This is a genomic window from Sphaerotilus sp. (assembly GCF_034519685.1).
Classification (GTDB): Bacteria; Pseudomonadota; Gammaproteobacteria; order Burkholderiales; family Burkholderiaceae_C; genus Sphaerotilus.
On sequence record NZ_JAXHOF010000006.1, the window covers coordinates 412248 to 436892 of the forward strand.

29 protein-coding genes are annotated in these 24645 nt (G+C 68.5%); 18 read left to right on the forward strand and 11 right to left on the reverse strand.

Translation table 11 applies throughout. From position 1 onward, the window contains the following. Positions 1-18 precede the first annotated feature (18 nt). From ychF to U5O44_RS12985, 6 genes are all read left to right on the forward strand, one after another. Positions 19-1110, forward strand: coding sequence for a redox-regulated ATPase YchF (gene ychF, locus U5O44_RS12960; protein WP_322588880.1), 1092 nt, complete (start codon positions 19-21; stop codon positions 1108-1110). Between the two features lie 154 nt (positions 1111-1264). Next, positions 1265-1846 (forward strand): DUF3455 domain-containing protein, encoded by a 582-nt coding sequence (locus U5O44_RS12965; RefSeq protein ID WP_416222173.1) that lies wholly within the window; start codon positions 1265-1267, stop codon positions 1844-1846. Between the two features lie 54 nt (positions 1847-1900). Then, positions 1901-2458 (forward strand): sigma-70 family RNA polymerase sigma factor, encoded by a 558-nt coding sequence (locus U5O44_RS12970; protein ID WP_322588881.1) that lies wholly within the window; start codon positions 1901-1903, stop codon positions 2456-2458. Beyond that, a complete protein-coding gene (locus tag U5O44_RS12975) occupies positions 2455-3201 on the forward strand; it encodes an anti-sigma factor (RefSeq protein WP_322588882.1) in 747 nt (248 codons plus the stop codon). The genes U5O44_RS12970 and U5O44_RS12975 overlap by 4 nt, the downstream gene beginning before the upstream one ends. A gap of 5 nt (positions 3202-3206) precedes the next feature. After that, entirely contained in the window at positions 3207-4094 is an 888-nt protein-coding gene (locus U5O44_RS12980; RefSeq protein ID WP_322588883.1) for an aldo/keto reductase, read from the forward strand. Beyond that, positions 4094-4780, forward strand: coding sequence for a hypothetical protein (locus U5O44_RS12985; RefSeq protein ID WP_322588884.1), 687 nt, complete (start codon positions 4094-4096; stop codon positions 4778-4780). The genes U5O44_RS12980 and U5O44_RS12985 overlap by 1 nt, the downstream gene beginning before the upstream one ends. Here U5O44_RS12985 and U5O44_RS12990 read toward each other — a convergent pair. Then, positions 4769-5293, reverse strand: coding sequence for a GNAT family N-acetyltransferase (locus U5O44_RS12990; protein ID WP_322588885.1), 525 nt, complete (start codon positions 5291-5293; stop codon positions 4769-4771). The two genes, U5O44_RS12985 and U5O44_RS12990, sit on opposite strands and share 12 nt — an antisense overlap. A 9-nt stretch (positions 5294-5302) precedes the next feature. Further along, positions 5303-5590 (reverse strand): type II toxin-antitoxin system TacA family antitoxin, encoded by a 288-nt coding sequence (locus U5O44_RS12995; protein WP_322588886.1) that lies wholly within the window; start codon positions 5588-5590, stop codon positions 5303-5305. Between the two features lie 148 nt (positions 5591-5738). Here U5O44_RS12995 and U5O44_RS13000 point away from each other — a divergent pair, with 148 nt between their 5' ends. Both U5O44_RS13000 and U5O44_RS13005 read left to right on the forward strand, forming a co-directional pair. Further along, positions 5739-6008 (forward strand): type II toxin-antitoxin system prevent-host-death family antitoxin, encoded by a 270-nt coding sequence (locus tag U5O44_RS13000; RefSeq protein WP_322588887.1) that lies wholly within the window; start codon positions 5739-5741, stop codon positions 6006-6008. Next, positions 6005-6430, forward strand: coding sequence for a type II toxin-antitoxin system VapC family toxin (locus tag U5O44_RS13005; protein WP_322590488.1), 426 nt, complete (start codon positions 6005-6007; stop codon positions 6428-6430). The genes U5O44_RS13000 and U5O44_RS13005 overlap by 4 nt, the downstream gene beginning before the upstream one ends. A 16-nt stretch (positions 6431-6446) precedes the next feature. Here U5O44_RS13005 and U5O44_RS13010 read toward each other — a convergent pair whose 3' ends face one another. The 5 genes from U5O44_RS13010 to U5O44_RS13030 all read right to left on the reverse strand — a co-directional run bounded on the left by U5O44_RS13010 (position 6447) and on the right by U5O44_RS13030 (position 10011). Continuing rightward, positions 6447-8060, reverse strand: coding sequence for a peptide chain release factor 3 (locus U5O44_RS13010; protein WP_322588888.1), 1614 nt, complete (start codon positions 8058-8060; stop codon positions 6447-6449). A 95-nt stretch (positions 8061-8155) separates the two neighbouring features. Next, entirely contained in the window at positions 8156-8368 is a 213-nt protein-coding gene (locus U5O44_RS13015; RefSeq protein ID WP_322588889.1) for a HepT-like ribonuclease domain-containing protein, read from the reverse strand. A 15-nt stretch (positions 8369-8383) separates the two neighbouring features. Beyond that, complete coding sequence (locus U5O44_RS13020; protein ID WP_322588890.1) at positions 8384-8701, reverse strand: nucleotidyltransferase family protein; 318 nt, start codon at positions 8699-8701, stop codon at positions 8384-8386. Positions 8702-8731: 30 nt separating this feature from the next. After that, complete coding sequence (locus tag U5O44_RS13025; RefSeq protein WP_322588891.1) at positions 8732-9283, reverse strand: YaeQ family protein; 552 nt, start codon at positions 9281-9283, stop codon at positions 8732-8734. Positions 9284-9312: 29 nt separating this feature from the next. Beyond that, positions 9313-10011, reverse strand: a complete 699-nt coding sequence (locus tag U5O44_RS13030) for a hypothetical protein (RefSeq protein ID WP_322588892.1) — start codon at positions 10009-10011, stop codon at positions 9313-9315. 116 nt (positions 10012-10127) lie between these two features. Here U5O44_RS13030 and U5O44_RS13035 point away from each other — a divergent pair, with 116 nt between their 5' ends. From U5O44_RS13035 to U5O44_RS13055, 5 genes are all read left to right on the forward strand, one after another. Then, positions 10128-10439 (forward strand): antibiotic biosynthesis monooxygenase family protein, encoded by a 312-nt coding sequence (locus U5O44_RS13035; RefSeq protein ID WP_179633202.1) that lies wholly within the window; start codon positions 10128-10130, stop codon positions 10437-10439. A 10-nt stretch (positions 10440-10449) separates the two neighbouring features. After that, positions 10450-11070: a methyltransferase domain-containing protein gene (locus U5O44_RS13040; protein ID WP_322588893.1), complete on the forward strand. Its 621-nt coding sequence runs from the start codon at positions 10450-10452 to the stop codon at positions 11068-11070. Positions 11071-11188: 118 nt separating this feature from the next. Continuing rightward, on the forward strand, positions 11189-13384 hold the full coding sequence (locus U5O44_RS13045; RefSeq protein WP_322588894.1) for a multicopper oxidase family protein: 2196 nt from the start codon (positions 11189-11191) through the stop codon (positions 13382-13384). A gap of 29 nt (positions 13385-13413) precedes the next feature. Beyond that, complete coding sequence (locus U5O44_RS13050; RefSeq protein ID WP_322588895.1) at positions 13414-13932, forward strand: hypothetical protein; 519 nt, start codon at positions 13414-13416, stop codon at positions 13930-13932. Continuing rightward, a complete protein-coding gene (locus U5O44_RS13055) occupies positions 13929-14963 on the forward strand; it encodes an SCO family protein (RefSeq protein ID WP_322588896.1) in 1035 nt (344 codons plus the stop codon). Before U5O44_RS13050 ends, U5O44_RS13055 begins: the two co-directional genes overlap by 4 nt. 65 nt (positions 14964-15028) lie before the next feature. On the opposite strand, the gene U5O44_RS13060 is transcribed toward U5O44_RS13055, so the two are convergent. Continuing rightward, entirely contained in the window at positions 15029-16900 is a 1872-nt protein-coding gene (locus tag U5O44_RS13060; RefSeq protein ID WP_322588897.1) for a phosphoenolpyruvate carboxykinase (GTP), read from the reverse strand. 257 nt (positions 16901-17157) lie between these two features. Here U5O44_RS13060 and U5O44_RS13065 point away from each other — a divergent pair, with 257 nt between their 5' ends. Further along, positions 17158-18060, forward strand: a complete 903-nt coding sequence (locus tag U5O44_RS13065; RefSeq protein ID WP_322588898.1) for a recombination-associated protein RdgC — start codon at positions 17158-17160, stop codon at positions 18058-18060. Between the two features lie 159 nt (positions 18061-18219). Continuing rightward, positions 18220-18468, forward strand: coding sequence for a hypothetical protein (locus U5O44_RS13070; RefSeq protein ID WP_322588899.1), 249 nt, complete (start codon positions 18220-18222; stop codon positions 18466-18468). Here U5O44_RS13070 and U5O44_RS13075 read toward each other — a convergent pair. Together U5O44_RS13075 and rfaE2 are read right to left on the reverse strand one after the other, a co-directional pair. After that, positions 18440-19213: a 16S rRNA (uracil(1498)-N(3))-methyltransferase gene (locus tag U5O44_RS13075; RefSeq protein ID WP_322588900.1), complete on the reverse strand. Its 774-nt coding sequence runs from the start codon at positions 19211-19213 to the stop codon at positions 18440-18442. The genes U5O44_RS13070 and U5O44_RS13075 overlap by 29 nt on opposite strands. A gap of 50 nt (positions 19214-19263) precedes the next feature. Beyond that, positions 19264-19767, reverse strand: coding sequence for a D-glycero-beta-D-manno-heptose 1-phosphate adenylyltransferase (rfaE2, locus tag U5O44_RS13080; RefSeq protein ID WP_322588901.1), 504 nt, complete (start codon positions 19765-19767; stop codon positions 19264-19266). Positions 19768-19856: 89 nt separating this feature from the next. Here rfaE2 and U5O44_RS13085 point away from each other — a divergent pair, with 89 nt between their 5' ends. Next, positions 19857-20552, forward strand: coding sequence for a glutathione S-transferase family protein (locus U5O44_RS13085; protein WP_322588902.1), 696 nt, complete (start codon positions 19857-19859; stop codon positions 20550-20552). An 8-nt stretch (positions 20553-20560) separates the two neighbouring features. Here the strand turns inward: U5O44_RS13085 and U5O44_RS13090 are convergent, their stop codons facing one another. Further along, positions 20561-22075, reverse strand: coding sequence for a YifB family Mg chelatase-like AAA ATPase (locus tag U5O44_RS13090; RefSeq protein WP_322588903.1), 1515 nt, complete (start codon positions 22073-22075; stop codon positions 20561-20563). Between the two features lie 306 nt (positions 22076-22381). Here U5O44_RS13090 and U5O44_RS13095 point away from each other — a divergent pair, with 306 nt between their 5' ends. Continuing rightward, complete coding sequence (locus tag U5O44_RS13095; protein WP_179633193.1) at positions 22382-22720, forward strand: P-II family nitrogen regulator; 339 nt, start codon at positions 22382-22384, stop codon at positions 22718-22720. Positions 22721-22760: 40 nt separating this feature from the next. After that, on the forward strand, positions 22761-24572 hold the full coding sequence (gene amt / locus U5O44_RS13100) for an ammonium transporter (protein WP_322588904.1): 1812 nt from the start codon (positions 22761-22763) through the stop codon (positions 24570-24572). Positions 24573-24645: the final 73 nt, after the last annotated feature.

The following is a 24645-nucleotide window of genomic DNA, read 5'->3' on the forward strand; positions in this document are numbered from 1 at the left end:
GATTTACAAGGATCTCCCATGAGTCTCAAGTGCGGCATCGTCGGTCTGCCCAACGTCGGCAAGTCCACCCTCTTCAACGCCCTGACCAAGGCCGGCATCGCCGCCGAGAACTACCCGTTCTGCACCATCGAGCCCAATGTCGGCGTGGTGGAGCTGCCGGACCCGCGGCTGGACAAGCTGTCCGAGATCGTCCAGCCCGAGCGCATCGTGCCGGCGATCGTCGAGTTCGTGGACATCGCCGGGCTGGTGGCGGGTGCGTCCACCGGTGAAGGCCTGGGCAACAAGTTCCTCTCGCACATCCGCGAGACCGACGCCATCGTCAATGTCGTGCGCTGCTTCGAGGACGACAACGTCATCCACGTCGCCGGCAAGGTCGATCCGATCGCCGACATCGAGGTGATCCAGACCGAACTCTGCCTGGCCGACATGGGCACGGTCGAGAAGAGCCTGCACCGCTATTCCAAGGTCGCCCGCTCCGGCGACAAGGACGCGCAGGCGCTGGTCAAGGTGCTGGAGAAGTGCCAGGCGGCGCTGGACCAGGCGCTGCCGGTGCGCGGCATCGACTTCAGCAAGGAAGAACTCGCCATCCTCAAGCCGCTGTGCCTGATCACCGCCAAGCCGGCGATGTTCGTTGGCAACGTGGATGAGAGCGGCTTCGAGAACAACCCCTTCCTCGACCGCCTGCGCGAGTTCGCCCACAAGCAGAACGCCCCCGTCGTGGCCATCTGCGCCAAGACCGAGGCCGAGCTGTCCGAGATGGAGGACGAGGACCGCGCGATGTTCCTCGCCGAGATGGGCCAGGACGAGCCGGGCCTGAACCGCCTGATCCGCGCCGCGTTCAAGCTGCTCGGCCTGCAGACCTACTTCACCGCCGGGGTGAAGGAAGTGCGCGCCTGGACCATCCACGTCGGCGACACCGCGCCGCAGGCCGCCGGCGTGATCCACACCGACTTCGAGAAGGGCTTCATCCGCGCCCAGACCATCGCCTTCGACGACTTCATCACCTTCAAGGGCGAGCAGGGCGCCAAGGACGCCGGGAAGATGCGCGCGGAAGGCAAGGAATACGTGGTGAAGGATGGGGATGTGCTGAACTTCCTGTTCTCAAGCTGAGACAAGACGCGAGGCAAAACGCGAGGCAAAACGCGGACTGAAAATTATTTTGCGGGCGCTGCATCTGAAGGATGCCCGGCGGACTAGTGAGAGGTGCAAGGCCCGAAAGCCTTCACCCGCCACCTTCCTCACCCCCCTGTTCCAGGAGTCCGCCATGACCCGCAGCCGCTTCGCTCTCGTCGCTTCCTCCCTCACCCTGACCGCCGTGCTGGCCGCCTGCTCGGGCATGCCGTCGATGCCGGCCATGCCGATGATGGCCAAGGCTGCGCCCTACAGCCAGGACATGTTGCCCGACCCGGTCAAGGTGCCGACTGGTCACCGTGTCGCCTGGGAAACCGTCGGCGTCGGCGAGATCACCTACGAATGCCGCGCCAAGGCGGGCAGTGCGGACGCCTTCGAGTGGGTGTTCGTGGGTCCGATGGCCGAGCTGAAGGGCCGCGGCGGCGAGAAGCTCGGCCGCTACTTCGGCCCGCCGGCCACCTGGGCCGCCCATGACGGCTCCGCGCTCACGGGCACGCAGGTCGCGGTCGCCCCGGCGATGGCGGGCAGCATCCCGCTGCAGCTCGTCAAGGCCAACCCGGCCACAGGCAGCGGCGCGCTGAACGGCACGAGCTACATCCAGCGCGTGGCGACCCGTGGCGGTGTCGCGCCGGCCATGCCCTGCGCGGCGGGCCGTGTGGGCCAGCGCGAGATCGTCCAGTACCAGGCCGACTACATCTTCTGGAAGCCGGTCTGACGCGGCCGGCGCGGCGGGCGCGGCCCCTAGAATCGGGCGACTTCCCGTTGCCCGATGCCCAAGTCCCTGCCCCTCTTCGACCACGACGCCGCCCTGCTCGCCTGTGCGCGGGGCGAGCGCTTTGCCCTGCGGGTGCTCTACGAACACGAAGGGCGCTGGCTGCTCGGCGTGGTGCGGCGCATCGTGCGCGATGTGGCGCTGGCGGAGGATGTGCTGCAGGACGCCTTCCTGCAGATCTGGCAGCGCGCTGAAACGTTCGACCCCGCGCTCGGCTCCGGTCGTGGCTGGATCTACACCGTCGTGCGGCACCAGGCGCTGCGCGCCGTGCGCGGCAGCGCCTCGGATCCGGTGCTGCTCGACCCGGAAACGCTCACCGGCGTGTCCGACCTGCAGCAGGCGCAGTCCGACGAGGACGACGACCGTGGTCTCGACCCCGACAGCCTGGAGCGCTGCCTGCAGCGGCTCGACGCGGAGCGCCGCGCCTGCGTGGTCCACGCCTTTGTCGATGGCTACACCCACGAACAGATCGCCGAGCGGCTGAACACGCCGCTGGGCACCGTGAAATCCTGGATCCGCCGCAGCCTGCTGGCCTTGAAGGAGTGCCTGTCGTGAAGCTCGACACCGCCGAAGAGCGCAGCGTTGCGGCGGGCGAGTTCGTGCTCGGCACGCTGAGCGACACCGACCGCCAGACCCTCGAAGCCGCCCTCGTCCACGACGCCGCGCTGCGCGCCGAGGTGGCGATGTGGCAGGACCGCCTGCTCAGCCTGACCCGCCAGGCCGCGCCGGCCGAACCCAGCGCGTCCCTGTGGCCGCGCATCGACGCTCGGCTCGACTGGGCTGCGGCGGGTCGCCGTGCCCCGGCCGTGGTGCCGCCGCGGGCGCCGTGGTGGCAGCGGCTGGGGCTGTGGCAAGGGGTCAGCGGGCTGGCGGTGGCGGCGTGTGTGGCCATGGGCAGTGCGCTGGTGCTGCGCAGCGCGCCGATGGCCGAGCAGGACCAGCGTTACGTCGCCGTGCTGCAAGGGCCGCAGGGCGGCGGCAACGGCTGGGTGGTCGAGGTGCGCGTGGAGGCGGCGACGGGGCAGGGGCGGCTCAAGCTCGTGCCGGTCGCGCCGGGCGGGCCGGTGCCGACGGGGCGGACGCTGCAGTTCTGGACCAAGGCGCCGGGCGCGGCCGGGCCGAGTTCGCTCGGGCTGGTGCAGGCCGGTTCGACCGTGGAGCTGCCGACCACGCGGCTGCCGGATCTGCGCCCGGAGCAGCTCTTCGAGATCACCTTGGAGCCCGAAGGCGGCTCGCCGCTCGACCGGCCGACCGGGCCGGTGCTGTTCATCGGCCGCGCCGTGAAACTGACCAGTTGACCACCATGACCGACACCCTTCCTCCCCCCGTGTTCTCCCCTGTCGTCGCCGGCTGCTGGCGCATGGCCGAATGGGCCTGGACACCGGCCGAGCGCCTGCGCTGGATCGAGCAATGCCTCGACCGCGGCGTCACCACCTTCGACCACGCCGACATCTACGGCGGCTACACGGTCGAGGCGCTGTTCGGCGAGGCGCTGACGCTGGCGCCGCACCTGCGCGAGCGGATGCAGCTCGTCAGCAAGTGCGGTATCAAGCTGCTGCACCCGAACCGCCCCGAGCATCGGCTGAAGTCCTACGACACCTCGGCCGCGCACCTGATCGCCAGCGTGGACAACAGCCTGCGTGCGCTGAAGACCGACCGGCTCGACCTGCTGCTGATCCACCGGCCGGACCCGCTGATGAACCCGGCCGAGGTCGCGGGCGCGGTGGCGAAGCTGAAGGCGGCCGGCAAGATCCTGGATTTCGGCGTCTCGAACTTCACGATGTCGCAGTTCGCGATGCTCAACCAGTGGGTGCCGCTGGCGACGAACCAGATCGAGCTGCACCCGCTGCACCGCACCCCGCTGCACGACGGCACGCTCGACCAGATGCTGGCGCTCGACCTGCGCCCGATGGTCTGGTCGCCGCTGGCGGGCGGGCGGCTGTTCACGGGCGAGGCGCCGGACGCGCAGCGCGTGCGCGCCACGCTGCAGGACATCGCGGCCCGCCACGGTGTGGCGCCCGCCACCATCGCCTACGCCTGGCTGATGCGCCACCCGAGCCGGCCGGTGCCGATCGTCGGCAGCCGGCGCATCGAGGCGCTCGACGAGGCGCTGGCCGCGGTGTCGCTGACGCTGGATGCCCAGACGTGGCACGAGGTGTGGAGCGCGGGCGAAGGCGCCGAGGTGCCGTGATGGGCGAAACCGTTACCAGCCCGCGCCTGCAGGCCGAACGCGACCGCCTCTACCGCGCCGAGGCCGACGGGCGTGTGCGCGCGCTGGTGCTGGCGCTGGCGCGGCCGGCAGACTGGACGGCGCTCGGGCGGGTGTGGCAGGGCGTGCAGACCGATCTTGGCTGGCCGGCGCCCGGCATCTCGGTGTCGGGCACGGACGCCTGCCAGCTCTGGTTCTCGCTGGCCGAGCCGGTGCCGGCGGCCGAGGCCCACGCGCTGCTGGAGCACCTGCGCACACGCTACCTCGCCGACATCCCGCCGCACCGGGTCGCGCTGCTGCCGTCGCGCGACGGCGCGCATCTGGCGCCCGTGATCCCGACGCTGCAGGCGGACGGCGAGGTCTGGTCGGCCTACATCGCCCCCGACCTCGCGCCGGTGTTCGCCGAGACGCCGTGGCTCGACATCCGGCCGGGCTCGGAAGGGCAGGCGGAGCTGCTGTCGCGGCTGGTGTCGATCCGTGCGGAGGAGTACCGGGCGGCGTTGCCTGTAGCGGTGGCGGTGTCGCCCGTGGATGGGTCCACGGTGGGCGGGTTCACCGATCCGCGGGCGTTCCTGCTGCAGGTGATGAACGATGCGCAGGTCGAGATGGCGCTGCGGATCGAGGCGGCGAAGGCGCTGCTCCACCCGCCGGCCGCATCAACCCGGTGAGCGCCCCTGCGCCGCTGTGGCCGTTCCCAGCGGCAGGAACAGCACCAAGGGTGACGCGGGCAGCGCGATGAAGCCCTGGTGCCGATAGAAGGCGGCGGCGACTTCGTCCTTGGCATCGACCATCAGCGCATGGGCGGCAATCTCCGAGCGGATCGCCCGGTCCAGCGCATCGGCGACCAGGGTGCTGCCCAGCCCTTGCCCCTTGAACGCCTGATCGACCGCCAGCCGCCCCATGCGCACGGCGGGCACGCTCGGATAACGCGGCAGCTTGCGGGCCGTGGAGGCGGGCAGATCCGCGAGCAGCAGGCTGGCGGAGGCGAGGGTGTAGTAACCGGCCAGCCGGGGCGTCGCCTCGGTGGTCATCGCCACGAAGCAGGCCGCGACCCGGCGCCGGACATCCTGGGTGATCTGCTCGCGCAGGTAGCGGTCCAGCGGGGCGGAGCCGCTGCAGAACGTGGTGCGGTCCAGGTTTGCGGTGAGGGGGTGGACCCGGAACGAGGGCGGGGCGGTCATCGCGGCCGGTCAATCCGTGCCCAGCAACTGTCGACGGCGGGCGAAGGCGCGCACCAGGGCCGGCGCGGGTTCGGGGGGCGACAGCAGCGCCTGTGCAAAACACCGCTGGTCCTCCAGCGACAGCCGCACCACCTCGGCTTGCGCGATCGCCTGCTGGGCGGCGTCCTGCACCGCAGCGATCACGAAATCCGTCATGGTGCGGCCCTGGAGTTCGGCGGCGCGTTTGAGCATCGCGTGCAGGTCGGTGCTGATGCGGGCTTCGAGGCGTGCGGTTGCGGGGGATGAAGAGGCGGACATGGGCGGTTCTCCTCGTGCGACTGTACGGCAACTGGCCGGATTGGTGGTCCAGCAATGGGGTGGCTATTGGTTGGCTATGGGGGTAGATTGCCGCATCGGAATAAATGTAGTAACGTTTATACTTCAATCCGTTCGACCGGAGGCCGCCATGATTAACACCTTCTCCAGCCGCCAGTTCAATCAGGACACCAGCAGTGCCAAGAAAGCCGCGCTGAAGGGACCGGTCTTCATCACCGACCGCGGCCGGCCCGCGCACGTGCTGCTGAGCATTGAGGCGTACCGCCGGCTGACCGGTGGTGAGCCCGGCGCGCGCAGCATCGTGGACCTGCTGGCCATGCCGGTGACAGACGAGGCGGCCGACATCGACTTCGATTCGCCGCGCCTGAACCTCCAGCTTCGCCCGACGGACCTCGGCTGATGTGGCTGCTCGACACCAATGTCGTGTCCGAGTTGCGCAAGGCGCGCACCGGACGTGCGGACTCGAACGTGGTGGCCTGGGCGCAGTCGGTCGCGCCTGCCAGCCTGTTCCTGTCGGTCATCACCCTGCAGGAGCTGGAACTGGGCGTGCTGCAGGTCGAACGCCGGGACGCGGCCCAAGGGCGTGTGCTGCGGACCTGGCTGGACGATCAGGTGATTCCTGCGTTCGCTGACCGGGTGCTGGTCATTGACGCCGCCGTGGCGCTGCGTTGCGCACGGCTGCATGTGCCGGATCCGAGATCGGAAGCAGATGCCCTGATCGCCGCGACGGCGCTGGTGCATGGCATGACGGTGGTCACCCGCAACACCGCCGACTTCGCGCCGACCGGGGTGGCGTTGCTCAGCCCTTGGTCGGGGACCTGAGCAGCGGCGGCGCCGTTCAGAGCGTCGGCGCCTCGCCGAACACCCGCCCCGAGTGCTCCCGCATCGCGTGGAACTGGATGTCCGGCGCCCGCTCCTGCGCCACCCGCAGGTCCGAGCTGTACTGCACCAGGAACGCCGGCGCCCCGACCACGTCGTAGGCGATGCGCAGCGGCTCCGAGTCGATGAAGCGCTTGAGCTTGTTCTCGTCCGCACTGGTGATCCAGCGGGCGATCGAGAAGCGGCACGGGTCCAGCCGCGCGTCCACGCCGTATTCGCCCTTCAGCCGGTGCAGTACGACCTCGAACTGGAGCTGCCCGATCGCGCCGAGCATCAGCGAGCCGCCGGCCACCGGGTTGAAGACCTGGATCGCGCCTTCCTCGCCGAGCTGCTGCAGCCCCTGGCGCAACTGCTTGCCACGCAGCGGATCCTTGATTTCCACCGTGCGGAAACTTTCCGGCGCGAAGAAGGGCAGCCCCGTGTAGTGCAGCATCTCGCCCTCGGTCAGCGTGTCGCCGAGCTGCAGCACGCCATGGTTGGGGATGCCGATGATGTCGCCGGCCACCGCCTCGTCCACCAGCTCGCGCCGTTGCGAGAGAAAGCTCACCACCGTCTGCGGGCGCATTTCCTTGCCGTTGCGCACGACCTTCAGGCGCATGCCGCGCGTGAACTTGCCGGACGAGACGCGCACGAAGGCGATGCGGTCGCGGTGGGCGGGGTCCATGTTGGCCTGCACCTTGAAGACGACGCCGGTGAACTTGGGCTCGTCCGGCTCGACGGTGCGCTCGATGGCCTGCCGGTTGCCCGGCGGCGGGGCCAGCGCCACCAGCGCGTCCAGCACCTCGCGCACGCCGAAGTTGTTGATCGCCGAGCCGAAGAACATCGGTGTCTGCCGGCCGGCCAGGAACTCGGCGTGGTCGAAGGCGGGCGCGGCCTCGCGCACCAGCTCGACCTCGCCCAGCGCCTGCTCGTAGGGCGCGCCGAAGCGCTCGGTGTAGGCGGGGTTCTCCAGCCCGTGCAGGACTTCCTCGTCACCACCGGCGCGGTCCTCGCCCGGCGCGAACAGGCGCATCTGGTCTTCGCGCAGGTCCATCACGCCGTGGAAGAACTTGGCCATGCCGACCGGCCAGGTGAAGGGCACGACGGTCATGCCCAGCTCCTGCTCGATCTCGTCCATCAGCGCCAGCGGGTCTTTGACCTCGCGGTCCATCTTGTTGATGAACGTGAGGATCGGCGTGTTGCGGGCGCGGCAGACCTGCAGCAGGCGGCGGGTCTGCGGCTCCACGCCGTTGGCCGCGTCGATCACCATCAGCGCCGCGTCCACGGCGGTCAGCACGCGGTAGGTGTCTTCCGAGAAGTCCTGGTGACCGGGGGTGTCGAGCAGGTTGATGACGCAGTCGCCGTACTCCATCTGCATGACGGAGGACGCCACCGAGATGCCACGCTGCTTCTCGATTTCCATCCAGTCGGAGGTGGCGTGGCGGCTGGCTTTGCGCGCCTTGACCGAGCCGGCGATCTGGATCGCGCCGGAGAACAGCAGCAGCTTTTCCGTCAGCGTGGTCTTGCCGGCGTCAGGGTGGGAAATGATCGCGAAGGTGCGGCGGCGGCGGATCTCGGGGGTGAGGTCGGACATGGTGGGCAGTGGGCAAGAGCGGCGGCGTCGGGAGGCGACGCGCGAAGCCGGCATTGTCGCCTGTGGCGTGTCATCGGCCGCACCGCAAGCCGGCGTCAGGGCGTGCCGACGTTCAGCATCTGCTCCAGCCTGCGGGCCAGCACCGGCAGGTGTGCCGTGCTCACATCCCACACCAGCCGGTTGTTCACAGCGGCATAGCCATGAATCAGGATGTTGCGCATCCCGACCGCTTGGGCCAGTTCAGGAATGGCCCCAGCCGTGCTCGAACAAACTCCATGGCGAGCCGCGCCGCCTTGAGCGCATCCCACAGCAGGGTGACCGCTTCAGGTGCCATACACCGTCATCCGCTCGGCGTTGATCCGCTGACGCAGATAGGGATTGACCACCGAGGCATCGGTCAGCAGGTCAACCGGACGGCTGAACATTGTCTCCAGGCCGTCTTTCAAGGCGAAGAAGTCCTCGGCGTATTTTCCCGGCGGCTGGTCTTCGGACAGGTCCACGACAAAATCCAGGTCACTGCGCTCCGGCGAAAAATCCGCCCGCACCGCCGACCCGAACAGATCGAGCCTGCGCGCATGGTGCCGCTGGCACAGCGCGGCGATGTCACCTTGGCGGTCGAGGATGAAGCGTGGCAGGCCCATGGACCGACATGGTAGACCCGTCCGGCCGGATCACGTGGGCTGGTCGCCCTGCCACAGCACCGGCGCGATCTCGACGCTGCCCTTGTCCCCCGCGAACAGCAGGTGCCCTTCCTGGATCGTCACGCCGATGCGCATCGTCCGCTCGACCAGCGTCTGCAGCGCCTCGCAATCGGCCTCGGTGATGAACCACAGCGTCAGCTTGCGCAGCTTGGCCAGCGCGGCGGCGTTTTCGGTGCGCCAGACCTCGGCCTTGCGGCCACCGTAGGCGATCAGGACCACCTCGTCCGAGCGCCCGCTGGCCTTGCGCAGCATCCGCTCGTCGGGCAGGCCGACCTCGATCCATTGCTGGATGACGCCGGTGTCGTCCGTGCGCCAGAAGTCGGGTTCGTCCTCGGTGGAGAGCCCGCCGGCGGGCAGCAGCCGCTCGTGCGCGTGCATCGCGAAGGCGACGATGCGCACCATCAGGCGTTCTTCGGTTTCGGAAGGGTGCCGGGCCAGCGTGAGGGCGTGGTCGGCGTAGTAGTAGCGGTCGATGTCGGCGATCGACAGCTCGGCTTTGTGGACGGTGGAACGGATGGCCATCGGGGGATTCTAGGTGACCCCTCTGCGGCTCACGGGGCGGTTTTCTCCAGCAGCGCCGTGGCCGCCTGGAACGGCGTCAGCCCCGGCACGAAGCCTTCGCGCTGCACACGGGCCAGCGCCGCGCGGGTGTCGTGCGGCCCGTTGGACAGGCGCAGGTTGCCGCGCAGGCGCTGGAAGGCCTGCAGCATCCGGTCGAGCCGCTCCGGCGCCACGCGCGCCACCCAGGCCAGCGCCGCGACATCGGCGAACGATTCCTCCGTCTGCATCTGGCGCGTCACCTGGCTGGCGGCGCGGGCATCGGTGCTGGCGCTGCTGGTGAGCGCGGCGAGCTGGTGCAGGGCGGGGGCGTTGTCCTGCCAGCGCCAGCAGTGGGCGATCTCGTGGACGATCACGGTCTGCATCCACAGCGTGCGGTCCTGCGGCGCGGCGTGCGCCAGCAGCAGCTCGGCGACCGGATTGCCCCGCGTGCGCAGCAGCAGCTGGCACTGCCCGGCCTGGATCTGCATCTCGACCGGCGAGCCGCCGGGCGACTGGCCGCGCGGCGAGCGGATCTGCAGCGGCAGGCCCTGGAACTCGGGGCGCTGGACCATCTCGGCAGCGACCTGCTCCCAGCCAGGCGCGTCCTGCGTCGGCTGCTGGGGCGTTTGCGCCTGTGCGGTGCCCGCCAGCGCGACGGCCAGTAGCACGGCCACCACAGGAAGCACGGAGGAGAGCAGGGTCTGGCGCATGCTGGCCAGTGTGAAATCCTGCACGCCATGTGCCCATCCCGCGGGTGCAGGCCGCGTGCCACTCAGGTGCGGTGCGCTGCGGATAGCATCCTGTCTCCTTTTCCGGAGACCGATCGATGATCCTCGAACTTGCCGACATCCGCATCCAGCCTGGCCGCCAGGCCGACTTCGATGCCGCCATCCAGCGCGGCGTGGAAACCGTCATCAGCCAGGCCAAGGGCTTCTTTGGCTACAAGGTCAACAAGGGGGTCGAGTCGCCCGAGCGTTACCTGCTGATGATCTGGTGGGAGACGCTGGAGAACCACACCGTCGATTTCCGCGAATCGCCTGCGTTTGCCGAGTGGCGCGCCATCGTCGGCCCGTTCTTCGCCCAGCCGCCGCAGGTCGAACACTTCACGCTGCTGGCCAAGTCGGCCGAGCCGCGCTGAGGAGCCCGCCATGGCCGGCCCGAGTGTCGATTTCTGGCAGCAGCGTTTCGAGGCGAACGACATCCCCTGGGACCGCGGCGCCGTCAGCCCGCAACTGGCGCCGTGGCTGGCGGACGGCACGCTCGCGGCCGGTCAGCGCGTGGCCGTGCCCGGCTGTGGCAGCGGGCACGAGGTGCTGGCGCTGGTGCAGGCCGGCTGCCAGGTCACCGCGATCGACTACGCCCCGGCCGCTGTGGCGAGGACCGCGCAGCGCCTGCGTGACGCAGGTCTGGGCGAGGACGCCTGCACGCTGGTGCAGGCGGATGTCCTGCAGTGGCAGCCCGCCGAGCCGCTGGACGTGGTGTTCGAGCAGACCTGCTGGTGCGCGATCCACCCCGACCACTGGGCGGACTACGCCGCGCAGTTGCACCGCTGGCTGCGGCCGGGCGGGCGGCTGTGCCTGATGGGCATGCAGGTGTTGCGACCTGGGGCAGCGGTGGGGCGCATCGAGGGGCCGCCGTACCACCTCGACATCCACCTGCTGCGGGCGCTGCTGCCGGCCGATCGCTGGCATTGGCCGGCGCCGCCGTACGAGGCGGTGCCGCATCCGCGCGGGTGGCGCGAGCTGGCGATCAAGTTAATCCGTGACTAACTTCTCACGATATCGATAACATTTAACATCTAGATACAAAATCAATGTTGAGTTCCCAGCAAGCAAAGGCGTGACCACTCCATGGCGGAGGGTCCGTCTACAACACGGACAACCTGCCATGTATCTTCCTGAAAACGCCCCCAAGCAGCGGCGAGATGAAGCGGAGCGCGCGCGCCACAACCGGTTCGAGATCGTCAAGGCCCTGTCGCATGGTCAGGTCGACCGCCGCGAGCTGTTCAAGTGGGGCCTGTTCACCACGGTGGGCGGTCTGGCCCTGAAGCACGGGCTGAACCCGTTTGTCAGCAGCGCCTATGCGGCCGTGCCCACCGGCATTCCGTCCAGCCCGCTGTTCGGCGCGTTGCCGTTCACGCAGCCGATGCCGCGTGCCGACCTGCTGACACGCCAGGCCAATCCGCTGACCTCGATGGTGCCGGCGCCGATGCCTGAATCCAACCAGACGCTGCGCACGCTCGACCCCGCGCTCGTGGCCGCCTACCCCGGCGGCAACCAGGGCCCGATCGAAGGCCGCCCGCCCGGCCCGATCTGGGCGCACCAGCGCTGGAACCAGTTTCTGCCCCAGGTGGGCGTGCAGGTCACCCAGGAAGGTGCCAAGGCCAACACCACCTACAACCCCGGCGTGCCGTCGAGCCTGAACTCGGGCATCAACCCGGCGGCGTCGATCCCGCTGCGCTTTCACCCGCTGATGCCCATCCAGCAGCCGAACGCGGTGTGGACCTTCAATGGCAGCGTGCCCCCGAAGCTGCTGCTGGGCCGCTACGGTGAGCCGATCCTGTTGCGCCACCACAACCGGCTGCCCGCCGACCCGCGCCAGAACAACGGCTTCGGGCGCCACACCATTTCCACGCACGAACACAACGGCCACCACGGCGCCGAGAACGACGGCTTCCCTGGCGCTTTCTTCTTTCCAGGCCAGTACTACGACTACCACTGGCCGATCGTCCACGCCGGCTTCACCACGATCAACACCGCCGCGACCGACCCGCGCTGCGGCACGCCCAATGGCAGCGGCGGCATCACCAAGCTGCCCGGTGACTGGCGCGAGACGATGAGTTCGCACTGGTTCCACGACCACATGTTCGAGTTCACCGCGCAGAACGTCTACAAGGGCAACGCGGCGCTGTTCAACCTCTACAGCGCGATCGACCGCGGCAACGAGACGATCAACGACGGCGTGAACCTGCGCCTGCCCAGCGGCACGGCCAAGGATTGGGGCAACCTCGACTACGACGTGAACCTGCTGATCGCCGACAAGGCGTTCAACAGCCAGGGCCAGCTCGCCTTCGACATCTTCGACACCGACGGTTTTCTCGGCGACGTGATCACGGTGAACCTGGCCTACAAGCCGTACTTCGAGGTCGAGCGCCGCAAGTACCGCTTCCGCATCCTCAACGGCGGGGTGGCGCGCATGTACAAGCTCTGCCTGAGCGACGGCAAGCCGTTCTACCTGATCGGCAACGATGGCAACCTGCTGCCCCGGCGGCTGACGATGGCCGCCACCGATCTGATCAGCGTGGCCGAGCGCGTGGACATCGTCATCGACTTCACGCAGTGGTCGGTGGGCAGCAAGGTGCATCTGGTCAACATGGCCGAGCACAACGACGGTCGGCAGGTCAGCAAGACGCTGTCGCGGGCCGAGTCGCTCAAGGGGTCGAAAAAGGATCCGGGCGTGGGGAGATTTCTGGAGTTTCGGGTGGTGCGCAATCCGGCCCGGCCGGACACCAGCCAGGTGCCGCTCAACCTCATCGAGAACCCGGCGCTGACCTTGCCGGTGGCGCGCACGCGGGTGTTCGAGTTCGGCCGCGGTGCGTCGCAGAACCTGCCGACCACGGGCGAGCCGGTGACCGCATCCCAGGGGCCATGGGGCATCAAGACGGACGGTGGCTCGATGCTGGCCGCCGCCTTCAGCCGCGTCAGCGCATTGCCAGCCTTCGGCACCCGCGAGGTCTGGACGCTGCGCACCGGCGGCGGCTGGGACCACCCGGTGCATGTGCATTTCGAGGAAGGCCAGATCCTGTCGCGCAACGGCAGTGCGGGGCAGGTGCCACCTTGGGAGAAAGGGCGCAAGGACGTCTACCGGCTGCACCCGGGTGGCGAGATGCAGATCTCGATGCAGTTCCGCGACTGGGGTGGCATGTTCGTCTCGCACTGCCACACCACGACACACGAGGACCACGCGATGCTGATGCGCTGGGACATCAGCGGCACGGGGGCGCCGTCCCTGCAGCCGCTGCCGACACCGCTGCCGCGGCCCCAGGGCGTGAGCTTCGCGCCGATCGCCGAAACCCTGCGCTGACTTTCTCACTGCTTCCGGAGACCCTGACCATGCTGAACCTGCCTGCCCTGCTGGCCCGGCTTGCGCGCCGGCGTGCCCTTTCTGCGCTGTGTGCCCTGTGGATGATGGGCGCCGCGCTCGGGCTGACCTCGACGCCGGTGTCCGCCCAGACGGCGCCGCGTGTCTACACCACCCCCGTCTTCCTGTCCTACTACGCACCGGCCACCGCCACTGGCGAGGCCGTGAGGTTCACCGGCACCGGCAAGATCACCAGCCGTGTGAGCCGTGACACAGAAACCGGCACGACCTCGCTGATCGCCACGTTCGACACCACCGGCATCGTCGGCACCGGCTTTCCGAGCCAGACCAAGTACGTGCTGAACAGCAGCGAACAGATGGTGCTCCCCCATGCCTTCATCCAGACCGTGCAGCTCAGTTTTCCGATGGAGCCGATGGCCGGGTCGAAGCGCACGGAGCTGCGGTCGGGCACCGTCAACCTGACCTTCTTCGTCGAGATGGTCACCGGGCTGGTGCTCCAGATCGGCAGCGGCACGGTGAGTCTGCTGTGAGGGCCGGGGTGCAGGCGGCGACGCTGCGCCGCGCCGGGCTGAGCGCGCTGGGCATGCTGGGGGTGGCGGCGGCGCTGCTGGCTGCCGAGGGGATGACGCCGGCCCGGCTCTGGTCGGCGTGGTTGGCTGGATCTGGGGGTGGCGCAGGCGCGGGTGTGGTCGCTGCACCGGATGCGGCGATCAACCCGCAGCATCCGTGGGACGCGGCGTATTTCCCCAACCCGGTGCTGACCACCCAGGACGGCACCCGTGTGCGCTTCTACGACGACCTCATCAAGGGCAAGACGGTCGCGATCAACACCTTCTTCTCGGTCTGCACCGACGTCTGCCCGCTCAGCACCGCCAAGATGCTGGAACTGCAGCGCCGGCTCGGTGACCGGGTCGGGCGCGACGTCTTCTTCTACTCGCTGAGCGTCGATCCCGAGCACGACACGCCCGCCTCAATGAAGGACTACGCCCAGCGCTACGGTGTCGGCCCGGGCTGGCTGTTCCTGACCGGCAAGCCGGAGGACATCCAACTGATCAGCCGCCGCATGGGCCTGGGCATGCTGCAGGCCGAGTCGCCACGCGATGCCCACAGCACGACGCTGATGGTCGGCCACGAGCCGTCCGGCCAGTGGATGAAACACTCCTCGACCGACAACCCGCAGTTCGTCGCCGCGATGATGGGCACCTTCTTCGGCTGGAAGGCCGAGGCCGACGCGCCCGACTACCGCCAGGCGGCCGCGCTGCAGATCACCAGCGGCGAGTTCCTGTTCCGCAACGGCTGCGCAGCCTGCCACTCGATCGGCGAAGGGGACCGCATCGGCCCCGATCTGAAGGATGTTGCCCAGCGGCGTGATCCGGTGTGGCTGGAGCGGTTCGTGCGCGAGCCGGATGTGCTGATCGACGGGGGTGACCCGCTCGCCCAGGCGCTGTTGCAGCGCTACAAGGGAGTGCGCATGCCCAACCTCGGGCTCAAGCCGGACGAGGTGGCGGAGATCCTGACGTACATCGCGGCGCGGTCGGCCAAGGTGGCGCAACGCCCATGAAAAAACCCGCCGAGTGATCGGCGGGTTTCTTGTGCAGATCCGACATGCGGATCCGCTCAGCCAGCTCAGGCGTTCAGCTTGGCTTCGATCGCTGCCTTGGTGGCGATCAGCTCGGCCGGCAGGTGGTACGCCAGCTGCTCGAACAGCTCGCCGTGCAGCTTCATTTCCTGCACCCAGGCGTCGCGGTCGATGCCGATGACGCTCTGGAACTGCGCTTCGCTGAAGTCCAGGCCGGACCAGTTCAGGTCGCCGTAGTTCGGGCTGACGCCGAAGATGTTCTCCGAGCCGCCAGCGGTGCCTTCGATGCGGCCCAGCATCCACTGCATGACGCGGGCGTTGTCGCCGTAGCCCGGCCAGACGAACTTGCCGTCGGCGCCCTTGCGGAACCAGTTGACGCAGTAGATCGCCGGTAGCTTGCCCCCGGAGGCTTCGAGCTTGGCGCCCACGTTCAGCCAGTGCTGGAAGTAGTCGCTCATGTTGTAGCCCATGAACGGCAGCATCGCGAACGGGTCGCGGCGCACGACGCCCATCTGGCCGGCGGCGGCGGCGGTCGTCTCCGAGCCCATCGTCGCGGCCATGTAGACGCCTTCGACCCAGTTGCGGGCTTCGGTGGCCAGCGGCACGGTGGTCGAGCGGCGGCCGCCGAAGATGAAGGCGTCGATCGCCACGCCGGCCGGGTTGTCCCACTCGGGGTCGAGCGCCGGGTTGTTGCCGGCGGCCACGGTGAAGCGGGCGTTCGGGTGCGCGGCGGGGCGCAGCTTGCCGTCGGCGCCACGGGCGGTTTCCGGCGTCCAGTCCTTGCCCTGCCAGTCGATCAGGTGGCTCGGCAGCTCGTCCGTCATGCCTTCCCACCACACGTCACCGTCGTCGGTCAGCGCGACGTTGGTGAAGATGACGTCCTTGTCCAGCGACGCCATGCAGTTCGGGTTGGTCTTGAAGTTCGTGCCCGGGGCGACGCCGAAGTAGCCGGCTTCCGGGTTGATCGCGCGCAGCTGGCCGTCGACCGGCTTGATCCAGGCGATGTCGTCGCCGATGGTGGTGACCTTCCAGTCGCCCAGCGCCGCCGGCGGGATCAGCATCGCGAAGTTGGTCTTGCCGCAGGCCGAGGGGAACGCGGCGGCGACGTGGCTCTTCTTGCCTTCCGGCGAGGTCACGCCCAGGATCAGCATGTGCTCGGCCAGCCAGCCCTGGTCGCGGCCCATCGTCGAGGCGATGCGCAGCGCGAAGCACTTCTTGCCCAGCAGCGCGTTGCCGCCGTAGCCCGAGCCGTAGGACCAGATCTCGCGCGTCTCGGGATAGTGGACGATGTACTTGGTCTTGTTGCAGGGCCAGCTCACGTCGGCCTGACCGGCTTCCAGCGGCGCGCCGACGGTGTGGACGCAGGGCACGAAGTCGCCGTCGGTGCCGAGCACGTCGTACACGGCCTTGCCCATGCGGGTCATGATGCGCATGTTGACGGCCACATACGGGCTGTCCGACAGCTCGATGCCGATGTGGGCGATCGGCGAGCCCAGCGGGCCCATCGAGAAGGGCACGACATACATCGTGCGGCCCTTCATGCTGCCCTTGAACAGCGGGGTGTCGCCGGTCTGCAGCAGGGTGCGCATCTCGGCCGGGGCCATCCAGTTGTTGGTCGGGCCGGCGTCTTCACGGGTGGCCGAGCAGATGTAGGTGCGGTCTTCGACGCGGGCGACATCGCTCGGATCGGACCAGGCGAGGTAGCTGTTCGGGCGTTTGGCGGCGTCGAGCTTCTTGAAGGTGCCCGCATCGACCAGCTGCTGGCACAGGCGGTCGTACTCTTCGACGCTGCCGTCGCACCAGTAGATGGCAGCGGGTTGCGTCAGCGCGGCGATCTCGGCCACCCAGGCAATCAGCCGGGCGTTCTTGACGAAGGTGGGGGCATTGACGTGCACGCCGGCCATCATGGGTTGGTTCATCGAGAGACTCCTAGGTTAAAAAAGGCATCTCGAAAACCGCGCCCTGCACGGCTTTCGGGATGCCCCCGCGTCCAGTGTAGGTGGGGGTATCTTGGCATTACACAGTGGTTACATGCGTTTTTTGCATGACCTGACGCTGTGTTCGACCTAGCGGTAGCCGAATCCCGCACATCCGTGACACATGCATCGGCTGGCGGTTCGGTGGACCTGCGGCTGCGGGGGCGCGGACAATCGGGGCTTTTGGAGAAGGAATCTGCGTGTTCACGTTCAAGAATCTGACGGTGTTTCGCCTCGCGCCAGGCTGGTCGGCTGCGTTCGACCAGATCGAGGCGGGTCTGGACAAGGGCCGCTTCGTCGAGTGCGGCTCCACGCAGGAGCAGTCGGCGGGCTGGGTGCCTCCGCGCGGACCGGCCGACGGGCCGCTGGCCGAGACCGTGCGCGGGCAGTGGCTGATGCGGCTGATGGTCGAGCAGCGGGTGTTGCCCGGGTCCGTGGTCAAGCGCCGCATCGACGAACTGGCGGCCCGGATCGAGCACGAGACCGGTCGCAAGCCGGGGCGCAAGCAGGCCAAGGAGCTGAAGGAGCAGGCCACGCTGGAACTGCTGCCGATGGCGTTCACCAAGCGTTCGGCGGTCAATGTCTGGCTGTCGCCGGACAGCGGCTTCCTGGTGCTCGACACCAGCAGCCCGGGCCGGGCCGACGAGGTGGTGACGCTGCTGGTGAAGGCGCTCGAAGGCCTGTCCGTGCAGGCACTGCACACCGAGGAATCCCCCGCGGCCGTGATGGCCGACTGGCTGCTGACCGGCGAGCCGGCCGCCGACTTCACGGTGGACCGCGAATGTGAACTCAAGTCGAGTGACGAGATGAAGTCCGTGGTGCGCTATGCCCGCCATCCGCTCGACATCGACGAGGTGCGCCTGCACATCACGCAGGGCAAGATGCCGACCCGGCTGGCCATGACCTGGAATGGCCGTGTCTCCTTCGTGCTGACCGAAGGGATGCAACTGCGCAAGATCGAGTTCCTGGACGGCGTGCTGGACGCGCAAGGCAGCGCCGAAGAGCGCTTCGACGCCGACGTGGCCATCATCACCACGGAGTTGACGCACGGCTTGACGGCGCTGATCGAGGCTTTGGGTGGCGAGCACCAAGTTGTAATGTAGGCAGCAAGGCTGTTGCTTTGCGTTGCAACAACTCCGGTCAAATCGCACGTGTCAGTGGTCGCGGACGTTAGACTGAATTTGCAGTTCTGGATACTTCCCATGTCACTACACAGAAAACCCAAAAGCCAACAAGCGTTTCTGCTGGAAGCCATGCAGCGCATGGACATGGACCCTGACCAGTTCGCCCGCCGGCTGGGGGCTTCGCGCCGCCGCCTGGACGACTGGCTCAAGCGCACGGGAGAGCCAGGCTCGGTCGAGCTGGACCCGGTGATCTGGACCTTCGTGCGCGAACTGGTCGAGCGGGCCGAACTGGCCGAGGCGCGTGACAGCGGCGCTGCCCCTCTGGGGCTGCCCGAGTCGCCGCTGGAGCGTTCGCGCTTCAGCTCACCTGGCCGCTGGGTGGTCTGACCACGAGCCCCAGCGCCGCCAGGACTGCCAGCGGCGCCGTCTCCGAGCGCAGCACCCGCGCGCCCAGACCGACAGCGCGTGCGCCCAGGCCGCGCACCAGCGCTTCTTCCGCCGCGCTGAATCCGCCTTCCGGGCCGCTGTAGACCCTCAGCCTGTCTGGCCCTGCGCCCCCGCTCGCCCGAAGGTCCTGCGCCAGCCGTTCGGCCATCGGCACAGCCTCGGCCAGACTCAGCAGCCATTGCGGCCCCTCGGCCTGCTGGGCGGCCAGCGCTGCGGCCTGCGGCAAGGTCCGCACGGGCGCGATGGTCGGCACCCGCGTGCGGCCACTCTGCTCCGCGGCGGCCACCGCCACCGCCTGCCAGTGCTCCCGCTTGCGTTCGGCGCGTTCGCCCGACAGCCGCAGCACCGAGCGTTCGCACACCACCGGCTCGATGGCCATGGCACCCAGCTCGGTCGCCTTCTCGATCAGCCAGTCGAAGCGGTCATTGGCCGGCATGCCGGCCACCAGCGTCACGGCGATCGGCAGTTCGCGCTCGACCGGGTCGTGGGCCACCACCCGCACCTCGACCGACTGGCGACCCATGCGCAGAATCTCGGCCTGCCATTCACCGCCCTGGCCATTGAACAGCGTGACGAACTCGCCCGGCTGCAGGCGCAGCACCTGCACATGGCGGGCCGCGCCAGCGGGGAGGGCGAGTTCGGCGTCGGCGCTCAGGGGCGCCTCCAGGTAGAGACGGGCGGGCATGTGGGGGGTGTGCGGGTTGCAGGTGCGGGTGCGGGTGCGGGTGGGAGCGTTCAGGCGCGGATGCGGCGGACGAGCTGGGTGGTCGAGTAGCCGTCGACGAAGGACAGCGCCTGTGCCCGACCGCCCCAGCTGCGCATGAGGCGGGTTTCTTCGAGCGCCTCGATGTCGTAGTCGCCACCCTTGACGTAGACGTCTGGCCGGATCTCCTGCAGCAGCGCGCAGGGGGTCGGCTCGTCGAACAGCACGACCAGGTGGATGCTCTCCAGCGCGGCCAGCACGCAGGCGCGGTCGGCCTCGGTGTTGAGCGGGCGGTCCGGGCCTTTGCCGAGCTGGCGTGCCGAGGCGTCGCTGTTGAGCCCGAGCACCAGGCAGCCACCCAGCGCACGTGCCTGTGCGAGATAGGTGACATGGCCGCGGTGCAGGATGTCGAACACGCCATTGGTGAACACCACGGGCCGGGGCAGTGCCGCCAGCCGTGCGGGCAGATCCTCGCGCCGGCACAGCTTGTCAAGGAAGGTGGGCACGGCGGGCAGGGCAGGGGCGGCAGTGTTCATGGGGCGGGATTGTCGCCGCAGTTACTGTCGAGGGCGCGGGTGGCGGCTAGAGTGTCCGGAGACCGCCCCACACCGCCACGGAGACCACCATGACCACCGCCACCACCGCCCCTGTCCTGCGCCTGCACGGCTTCGCCCTGTCCAACTACTACAACAAGGTCAAGCTGGTCCTGCTGGAGAAGGGGTTGCCCTTCGAGGAAGTGGTGGTGCTGCCGCGTGGCGGCGAGGACGTGCTGGTGAACTCTCCGCTCGGCAAGCTGCCCTATCTGGTGACCGAGCATGGCCCGTTGTGCGAGAGCGCCGTGATCGTCGACTATCTGGAGGCGGCCTATCCCGCAGTGCCGCTGCTGCCGGCGGATCCCTTCGCCGCGGCCAAGGTGCGCGAGCTGTCGCTGTTCATGGACATCCACCTGGAGCTGGTGGCGCGCATGCTCTATGCGCAGGCGTTCTTTGGCGGCAAGGTGTCGGACGGCGTGATCGCCAAGGCACGCGGGCAGCTGGAGAAGAACATCGCGGCGTTCAAGCGCCTGGCGCGCTTTGCGCCGTATGTGGCCGGCGACACCTTCACGCTGGCCGACTGCACGGCCGTGGCGCATCTGCCGCTGGTGGCGATGTCGACCAAGCTGGTCTGTGGCGAAGATCTGCTGGCGGCACAGGGCGTGGACTGGAAGGGCTATGTCAAGCTGATCGAACAACGCCCGACCGCACAGAAGGTGGCCGCCGACCGCAAGGCCGACCAGCAGCGCGCCGCGCAGCTGGCCGCGCTGGGCAACGCACCGGCCTGACGCGGCGCTCACCGCCCGGGCAGCGCGCGCCGCAGCTGGATGGCTTCGGCGATGTGGCCGATCTCGGTGTCGGCGGCGCCAGCCAGATCGGCCACGGTGCGCGCGACGCGCATCACGCGGTGCAGGCTGCGGCCGGACCAGCCCAGCCGGGCGGCAGCAGTGTTGAGGAAATGGGTTGCCGCCGGCTGCGCGCGGCAGTGTTCCGCCAGCACGCCGGCCTCCAGTTCCGCATTGCACACGCCCTGGCGCGCATGCTGGCGTTGCCGAGCGGCCACGACCCGCGCGGCGATGGCGGCGCTCGGCTCGCCATCGGGCGCCGAGGACAGCTCTTCCGGCGCGATCGCCAGCACCTCGACCCGCAGGTCGATCCGGTCCAGCAGCGGCCCCGACAGCCGGCCCTGGTAGCGCGCGACGGCCTCGGGTGTGCAGCGGCAGGCGCGCATGGTCGAGCCGAGCATGCCGCACGGACACGGGTTCATGGCTGCGACAAGCTGGCAGCGCGCCGGGAATTCGGCCTGCTGGGCGGCCCGCGAGATGGTGATGCGGCCGTTCTCCAGCGGCTCGCGCAGCGCTTCGAGCGCGGCGCGCGGGAACTCCGGCAACTCGTCGAGGAAGAGCACGCCGTGGTGCGCCAGCGAGATCTCGCCCGGTCGCGGAGGTGATCCGCCACCCACGAGGGCCACCGAGGAAGCGGAATGGTGTGGCGATCGCAGCACCCGCTGTGACCAGGTGCCGGGATCGAATCGCCCGGCCAGGCTGAGGACCGCGGCCGACTCCAGCGCCTGTGTTTCCTCCAGCGGCGGCAACAGGCCGATGAGGCGCTGGGCCAGCATCGACTTGCCGGTGCCGGGCGGGCCGACCAGCAGCAGGCTGTGCTGGCCGGCAGCGGCGATTTCCAGCGCCCGCTTGGCGACGGCCTGGCCGCGCACGTCGCGCAGGTCCGGCAGCGGTGCCTGTGGCCGGCCTGGCGGTGGCTGTGGTGCGCGCAGCGGCACGCAGTCGTCACCGGGCTGCAGCGCGTGGACGACATCCATCAGGTGGTCGGCGCAGCGCAGCGGGAGACCCGGTACGCGTGCGGCCTCCTCGGCGCTGGCGCGTGGCAGCACCAGCGTGCGACGCGCTCCGCCGCGCTGCAGCGCGAGCGCCATCGCCAGCGCGCCGCGCACGGGGCGCAGATCCCCGGCCAGCGACAGCTCGCCCGCCAGCTCCAGCGTTTCCAGTGCCGCCGGGTCGATGTGGCCTGCCGCAGCGAGGATGCCCAGTGCGATCGGCAGGTCGAAGCGACCGCCTTCCTTGGGCAGATCCGCCGGAGCGAGGTTCACGGTGATGCGCTTGTTGTGCGGGAATTCCAGCCCGCTGTTGTGCAGCGCGGCGCGCACCCGTTCGCGCGACTCCTTGACTTCGGTGTCGGCCAGACCGACCAGGGTGAAGCTGGGCAGGCCGTTGGCCAGGTGGACCTCGACGGTCACCGCCGGGGCTTGCAGGCCGAGCAGGGCGCGGCTGTGGACGATCGCGAGTGACATGGTGGTGCGTGGCCCGTGTCGGAACGGTGCGGCAGTGAGGTGGCCCTGTCCATTGTGCGCAGGTCCGCACAGTTCGGATCTCACCCTGATGGGGGTGATGCACCATGTGAGTGCATTTGAGAGGCACCAATCCGGTGTGTCGCCAATCCTGCGGGTGGTGTAGCAACGACAAGTAACCATCCGGGGCATCCCCGCCGCGGGATTCCGGGTGTGGCATGAAAGATGCAGAGGGGTGGAGGTAGTTGTTTCGACACCAGTCAATCTGCCAATCACTCTGCCAACCAGTCAGAGCAACCAGGAGCTGCCATGAAGATGGTCACTGCCATCATCAAGCCTTTCAAGCTTGATGAGGTCCGCGAAGCCCTCAGCAACATCGGCGTGCAGGGCATCACCGTCACCGAGGTCAAGGGCTTCGGCCGCCAGAAGGGCCATACCGAGCTGTACCGCGGTGCCGAGTACGTTGTCGACTTCCTGCCCAAGGTCAAGGTCGAGGCCGCTGTGGACGACGCGGTCGTGGACCGCGTGATCGAGGCCATCGAAGGCGCCGCCCGCACCGGCAAGATCGGTGATGGCAAGATCTTCGTGACCTCGCTGGAGCAGGTGCTGCGCATCCGCACCGGTGAAACCGGCAAGGACGCTCTTTGAGCGTGTGCCACAGAACGCACAGTAACGAGGAGAACTCCCCATGAAGAAGCTGATCGCGTGGTTCGCCGCGCTGATGACGGTGGTCGGGATGCTGGGCTTCGCGCCGGCAGCACTGGCCGCTGATTTCCCGGACGCGAAGGTGATGTTCGAGTCCGGCAAGGCGGATGTCGCGGCCGATGCGGCCGCGTCCATGAAGGCCGTCGCCGACTTCCTGGCTGCCAATGCGGATGCCAAGGTGCAGTTGTCCGGTTTTGCCGACAACTCTGGCTCGCTGGACGTCAACAAGGAACTGGCCAAGCAGCGCGCCCTTGCGGTGCGCGAGGCCCTGAAGGCTGCGGGTGTCGACGAGGCCCGCATCGTGATGCAGAAGCCGGAGGACATCACCGCGGGTGAAGGCGATGCGGCCCGCCGTGTCGAGATCACGCTGGCCAAGGCGGATGCGCCGGTCGCCGTGGCGGCGGCTGCCGCACCGGAAGCGGCTGCCTCCGAGGCCGCGCCCGCTGCCGCACCGGCCCCAACGTTCGACAAGGGCGACACCGCCTGGATGATGCTGTCGACGCTGCTGGTCATCCTGATGACGCTGCCCGGTCTGGCGCTGTTCTACGGTGGTCTGGTCCGCTCGAAGAACATGCTGTCGGTGCTGATGCAGGTGATGGTCACGTTCTCGCTGATCGTCGTGCTGTGGTTCGTCTACGGCTACAGCCTGGCGTTCACCGAAGGCAATGCGTTCATCGGCGGCTTCGATCGCCTGTTCATGAACGGTGTCTGGGACAACGTCGCGGGTACCTTCGCGCCGGCCGCCACGTTCAGCAAGGGTGTCTACATCCCGGAAATCGTGTTCGCGGCCTTCCAGGCGACGTTTGCCGGCATCACCTGCTGCCTGATCGTCGGTGCCTTCGCCGAGCGCATCAAGTTCTCGGCTGTGCTGATGTTCATGGTGCTGTGGTTCACCTTCAGCTATGCGCCGATCGCGCACATGGTCTGGTTCTGGATGGGCCCGGACGCCTACGCCTCGCCGGAAGTCGCCGACGCGATGACCGCCAAGGCGGGTCTGATCTGGCAGCACGGTGCGCTGGACTTCGCTGGTGGCACCGTCGTGCACATCAACGCTGCGGTGGCCGGTCTGGTGGGCTCCTACATGGTGGGCAAGCGTGTCGGCTACGGCCGCGAAGCCTTCACCCCGCACTCGCTGACGCTGACCATGGTCGGTGCCTCGCTGCTGTGGGTGGGCTGGTTCGGCTTCAACGCCGGCTCTGCCCTGGAAGCCAACAGCTTCGCCGCGCTGGCGTTCATCAACACCTTCATCGCCACGGCCGGTGCCGTGCTGGCCTGGTGCATGGGTGAAGCGCTGATGAAGGGCAAGGCGTCGATGCTGGGTGCTGCTTCGGGTGCCGTGGCCGGTCTGGTGGCGGTCACGCCGGCCGCGGGCAACGTCGGCATCATCGGCGCGCTGATCATCGGGGTCATCGCCGGCTTCGTCTGCCTGTGGGGCGTGCATGGCCTCAAGCGCCTGCTCAAGGCCGATGACTCGCTGGACGTGTTCGGCGTGCACGGTGTCGGTGGCATCCTGGGTGCGCTGCTGACGGGCGTGTTCAATTCGCCGAACCTGGGTGGCCCGAGCCTGGTGGCCGACTGGGTCACGGTCGGCATGGTTGCACCGGATGCCTACTCGATCGCCTCGCAGGTCTGGATCCAAGCCAAGGGCGTGCTGATCACCATCGTGTGGTCGGGTGTGGTCTCGGTGATCGCCTACAAGATCGTGGACATGGTCATCGGCCTGCGTGTGCCGGAAGACGACGAGCGCGAAGGTCTGGACATCACCTCGCACGGTGAAACCGCCTACGCCAAGTGATCGCTTGACGCTGATCTCCCTGAAAGGGGCCGCCTTCGGGCGGCCCCTTTTGTTTTGTCGCTGCACCCGCATC

Bases quoted from the DNA above. Each gene is read 5' to 3' on its own strand.
- ychF (WP_322588880.1), top strand. From the start codon at position 19: ATGAGTCTCAAGTGCGGCATCGTCGGTCTGCCCAACGTCGGCAAGTCC.
- U5O44_RS12965 (WP_416222173.1), top strand. From the start codon at position 1,265: ATGACCCGCAGCCGCTTCGCTCTCGTCGCTTCCTCCCTCACCCTGACC.
- U5O44_RS12970 (WP_322588881.1), top strand. From the start codon at position 1,901: ATGCCCAAGTCCCTGCCCCTCTTCGACCACGACGCCGCCCTGCTCGCC.
- U5O44_RS12980 (WP_322588883.1), top strand. From the start codon at position 3,207: ATGACCGACACCCTTCCTCCCCCCGTGTTCTCCCCTGTCGTCGCCGGC.
- U5O44_RS12985 (WP_322588884.1), top strand. From the start codon at position 4,094: ATGGGCGAAACCGTTACCAGCCCGCGCCTGCAGGCCGAACGCGACCGC.
- U5O44_RS12990 (WP_322588885.1), bottom strand. From the start codon at position 5,293: ATGACCGCCCCGCCCTCGTTCCGGGTCCACCCCCTCACCGCAAACCTG.
- U5O44_RS12995 (WP_322588886.1), bottom strand. From the start codon at position 5,590: ATGTCCGCCTCTTCATCCCCCGCAACCGCACGCCTCGAAGCCCGCATC.
- U5O44_RS13000 (WP_322588887.1), top strand. From the start codon at position 5,739: ATGATTAACACCTTCTCCAGCCGCCAGTTCAATCAGGACACCAGCAGT.
- U5O44_RS13010 (WP_322588888.1), bottom strand. From the start codon at position 8,060: ATGTCCGACCTCACCCCCGAGATCCGCCGCCGCCGCACCTTCGCGATC.
- U5O44_RS13020 (WP_322588890.1), bottom strand. From the start codon at position 8,701: ATGGGCCTGCCACGCTTCATCCTCGACCGCCAAGGTGACATCGCCGCG.
- U5O44_RS13025 (WP_322588891.1), bottom strand. From the start codon at position 9,283: ATGGCCATCCGTTCCACCGTCCACAAAGCCGAGCTGTCGATCGCCGAC.
- U5O44_RS13030 (WP_322588892.1), bottom strand. From the start codon at position 10,011: ATGCGCCAGACCCTGCTCTCCTCCGTGCTTCCTGTGGTGGCCGTGCTA.
- U5O44_RS13035 (WP_179633202.1), top strand. From the start codon at position 10,128: ATGATCCTCGAACTTGCCGACATCCGCATCCAGCCTGGCCGCCAGGCC.
- U5O44_RS13040 (WP_322588893.1), top strand. From the start codon at position 10,450: ATGGCCGGCCCGAGTGTCGATTTCTGGCAGCAGCGTTTCGAGGCGAAC.
- U5O44_RS13045 (WP_322588894.1), top strand. From the start codon at position 11,189: ATGTATCTTCCTGAAAACGCCCCCAAGCAGCGGCGAGATGAAGCGGAG.
- U5O44_RS13050 (WP_322588895.1), top strand. From the start codon at position 13,414: ATGCTGAACCTGCCTGCCCTGCTGGCCCGGCTTGCGCGCCGGCGTGCC.
- U5O44_RS13060 (WP_322588897.1), bottom strand. From the start codon at position 16,900: ATGAACCAACCCATGATGGCCGGCGTGCACGTCAATGCCCCCACCTTC.
- U5O44_RS13070 (WP_322588899.1), top strand. From the start codon at position 18,220: ATGGACATGGACCCTGACCAGTTCGCCCGCCGGCTGGGGGCTTCGCGC.
- U5O44_RS13075 (WP_322588900.1), bottom strand. From the start codon at position 19,213: ATGCCCGCCCGTCTCTACCTGGAGGCGCCCCTGAGCGCCGACGCCGAA.
- rfaE2 (WP_322588901.1), bottom strand. From the start codon at position 19,767: ATGAACACTGCCGCCCCTGCCCTGCCCGCCGTGCCCACCTTCCTTGAC.
- U5O44_RS13085 (WP_322588902.1), top strand. From the start codon at position 19,857: ATGACCACCGCCACCACCGCCCCTGTCCTGCGCCTGCACGGCTTCGCC.
- U5O44_RS13090 (WP_322588903.1), bottom strand. From the start codon at position 22,075: ATGTCACTCGCGATCGTCCACAGCCGCGCCCTGCTCGGCCTGCAAGCC.
- U5O44_RS13095 (WP_179633193.1), top strand. From the start codon at position 22,382: ATGAAGATGGTCACTGCCATCATCAAGCCTTTCAAGCTTGATGAGGTC.
- amt (WP_322588904.1), top strand. From the start codon at position 22,761: ATGAAGAAGCTGATCGCGTGGTTCGCCGCGCTGATGACGGTGGTCGGG.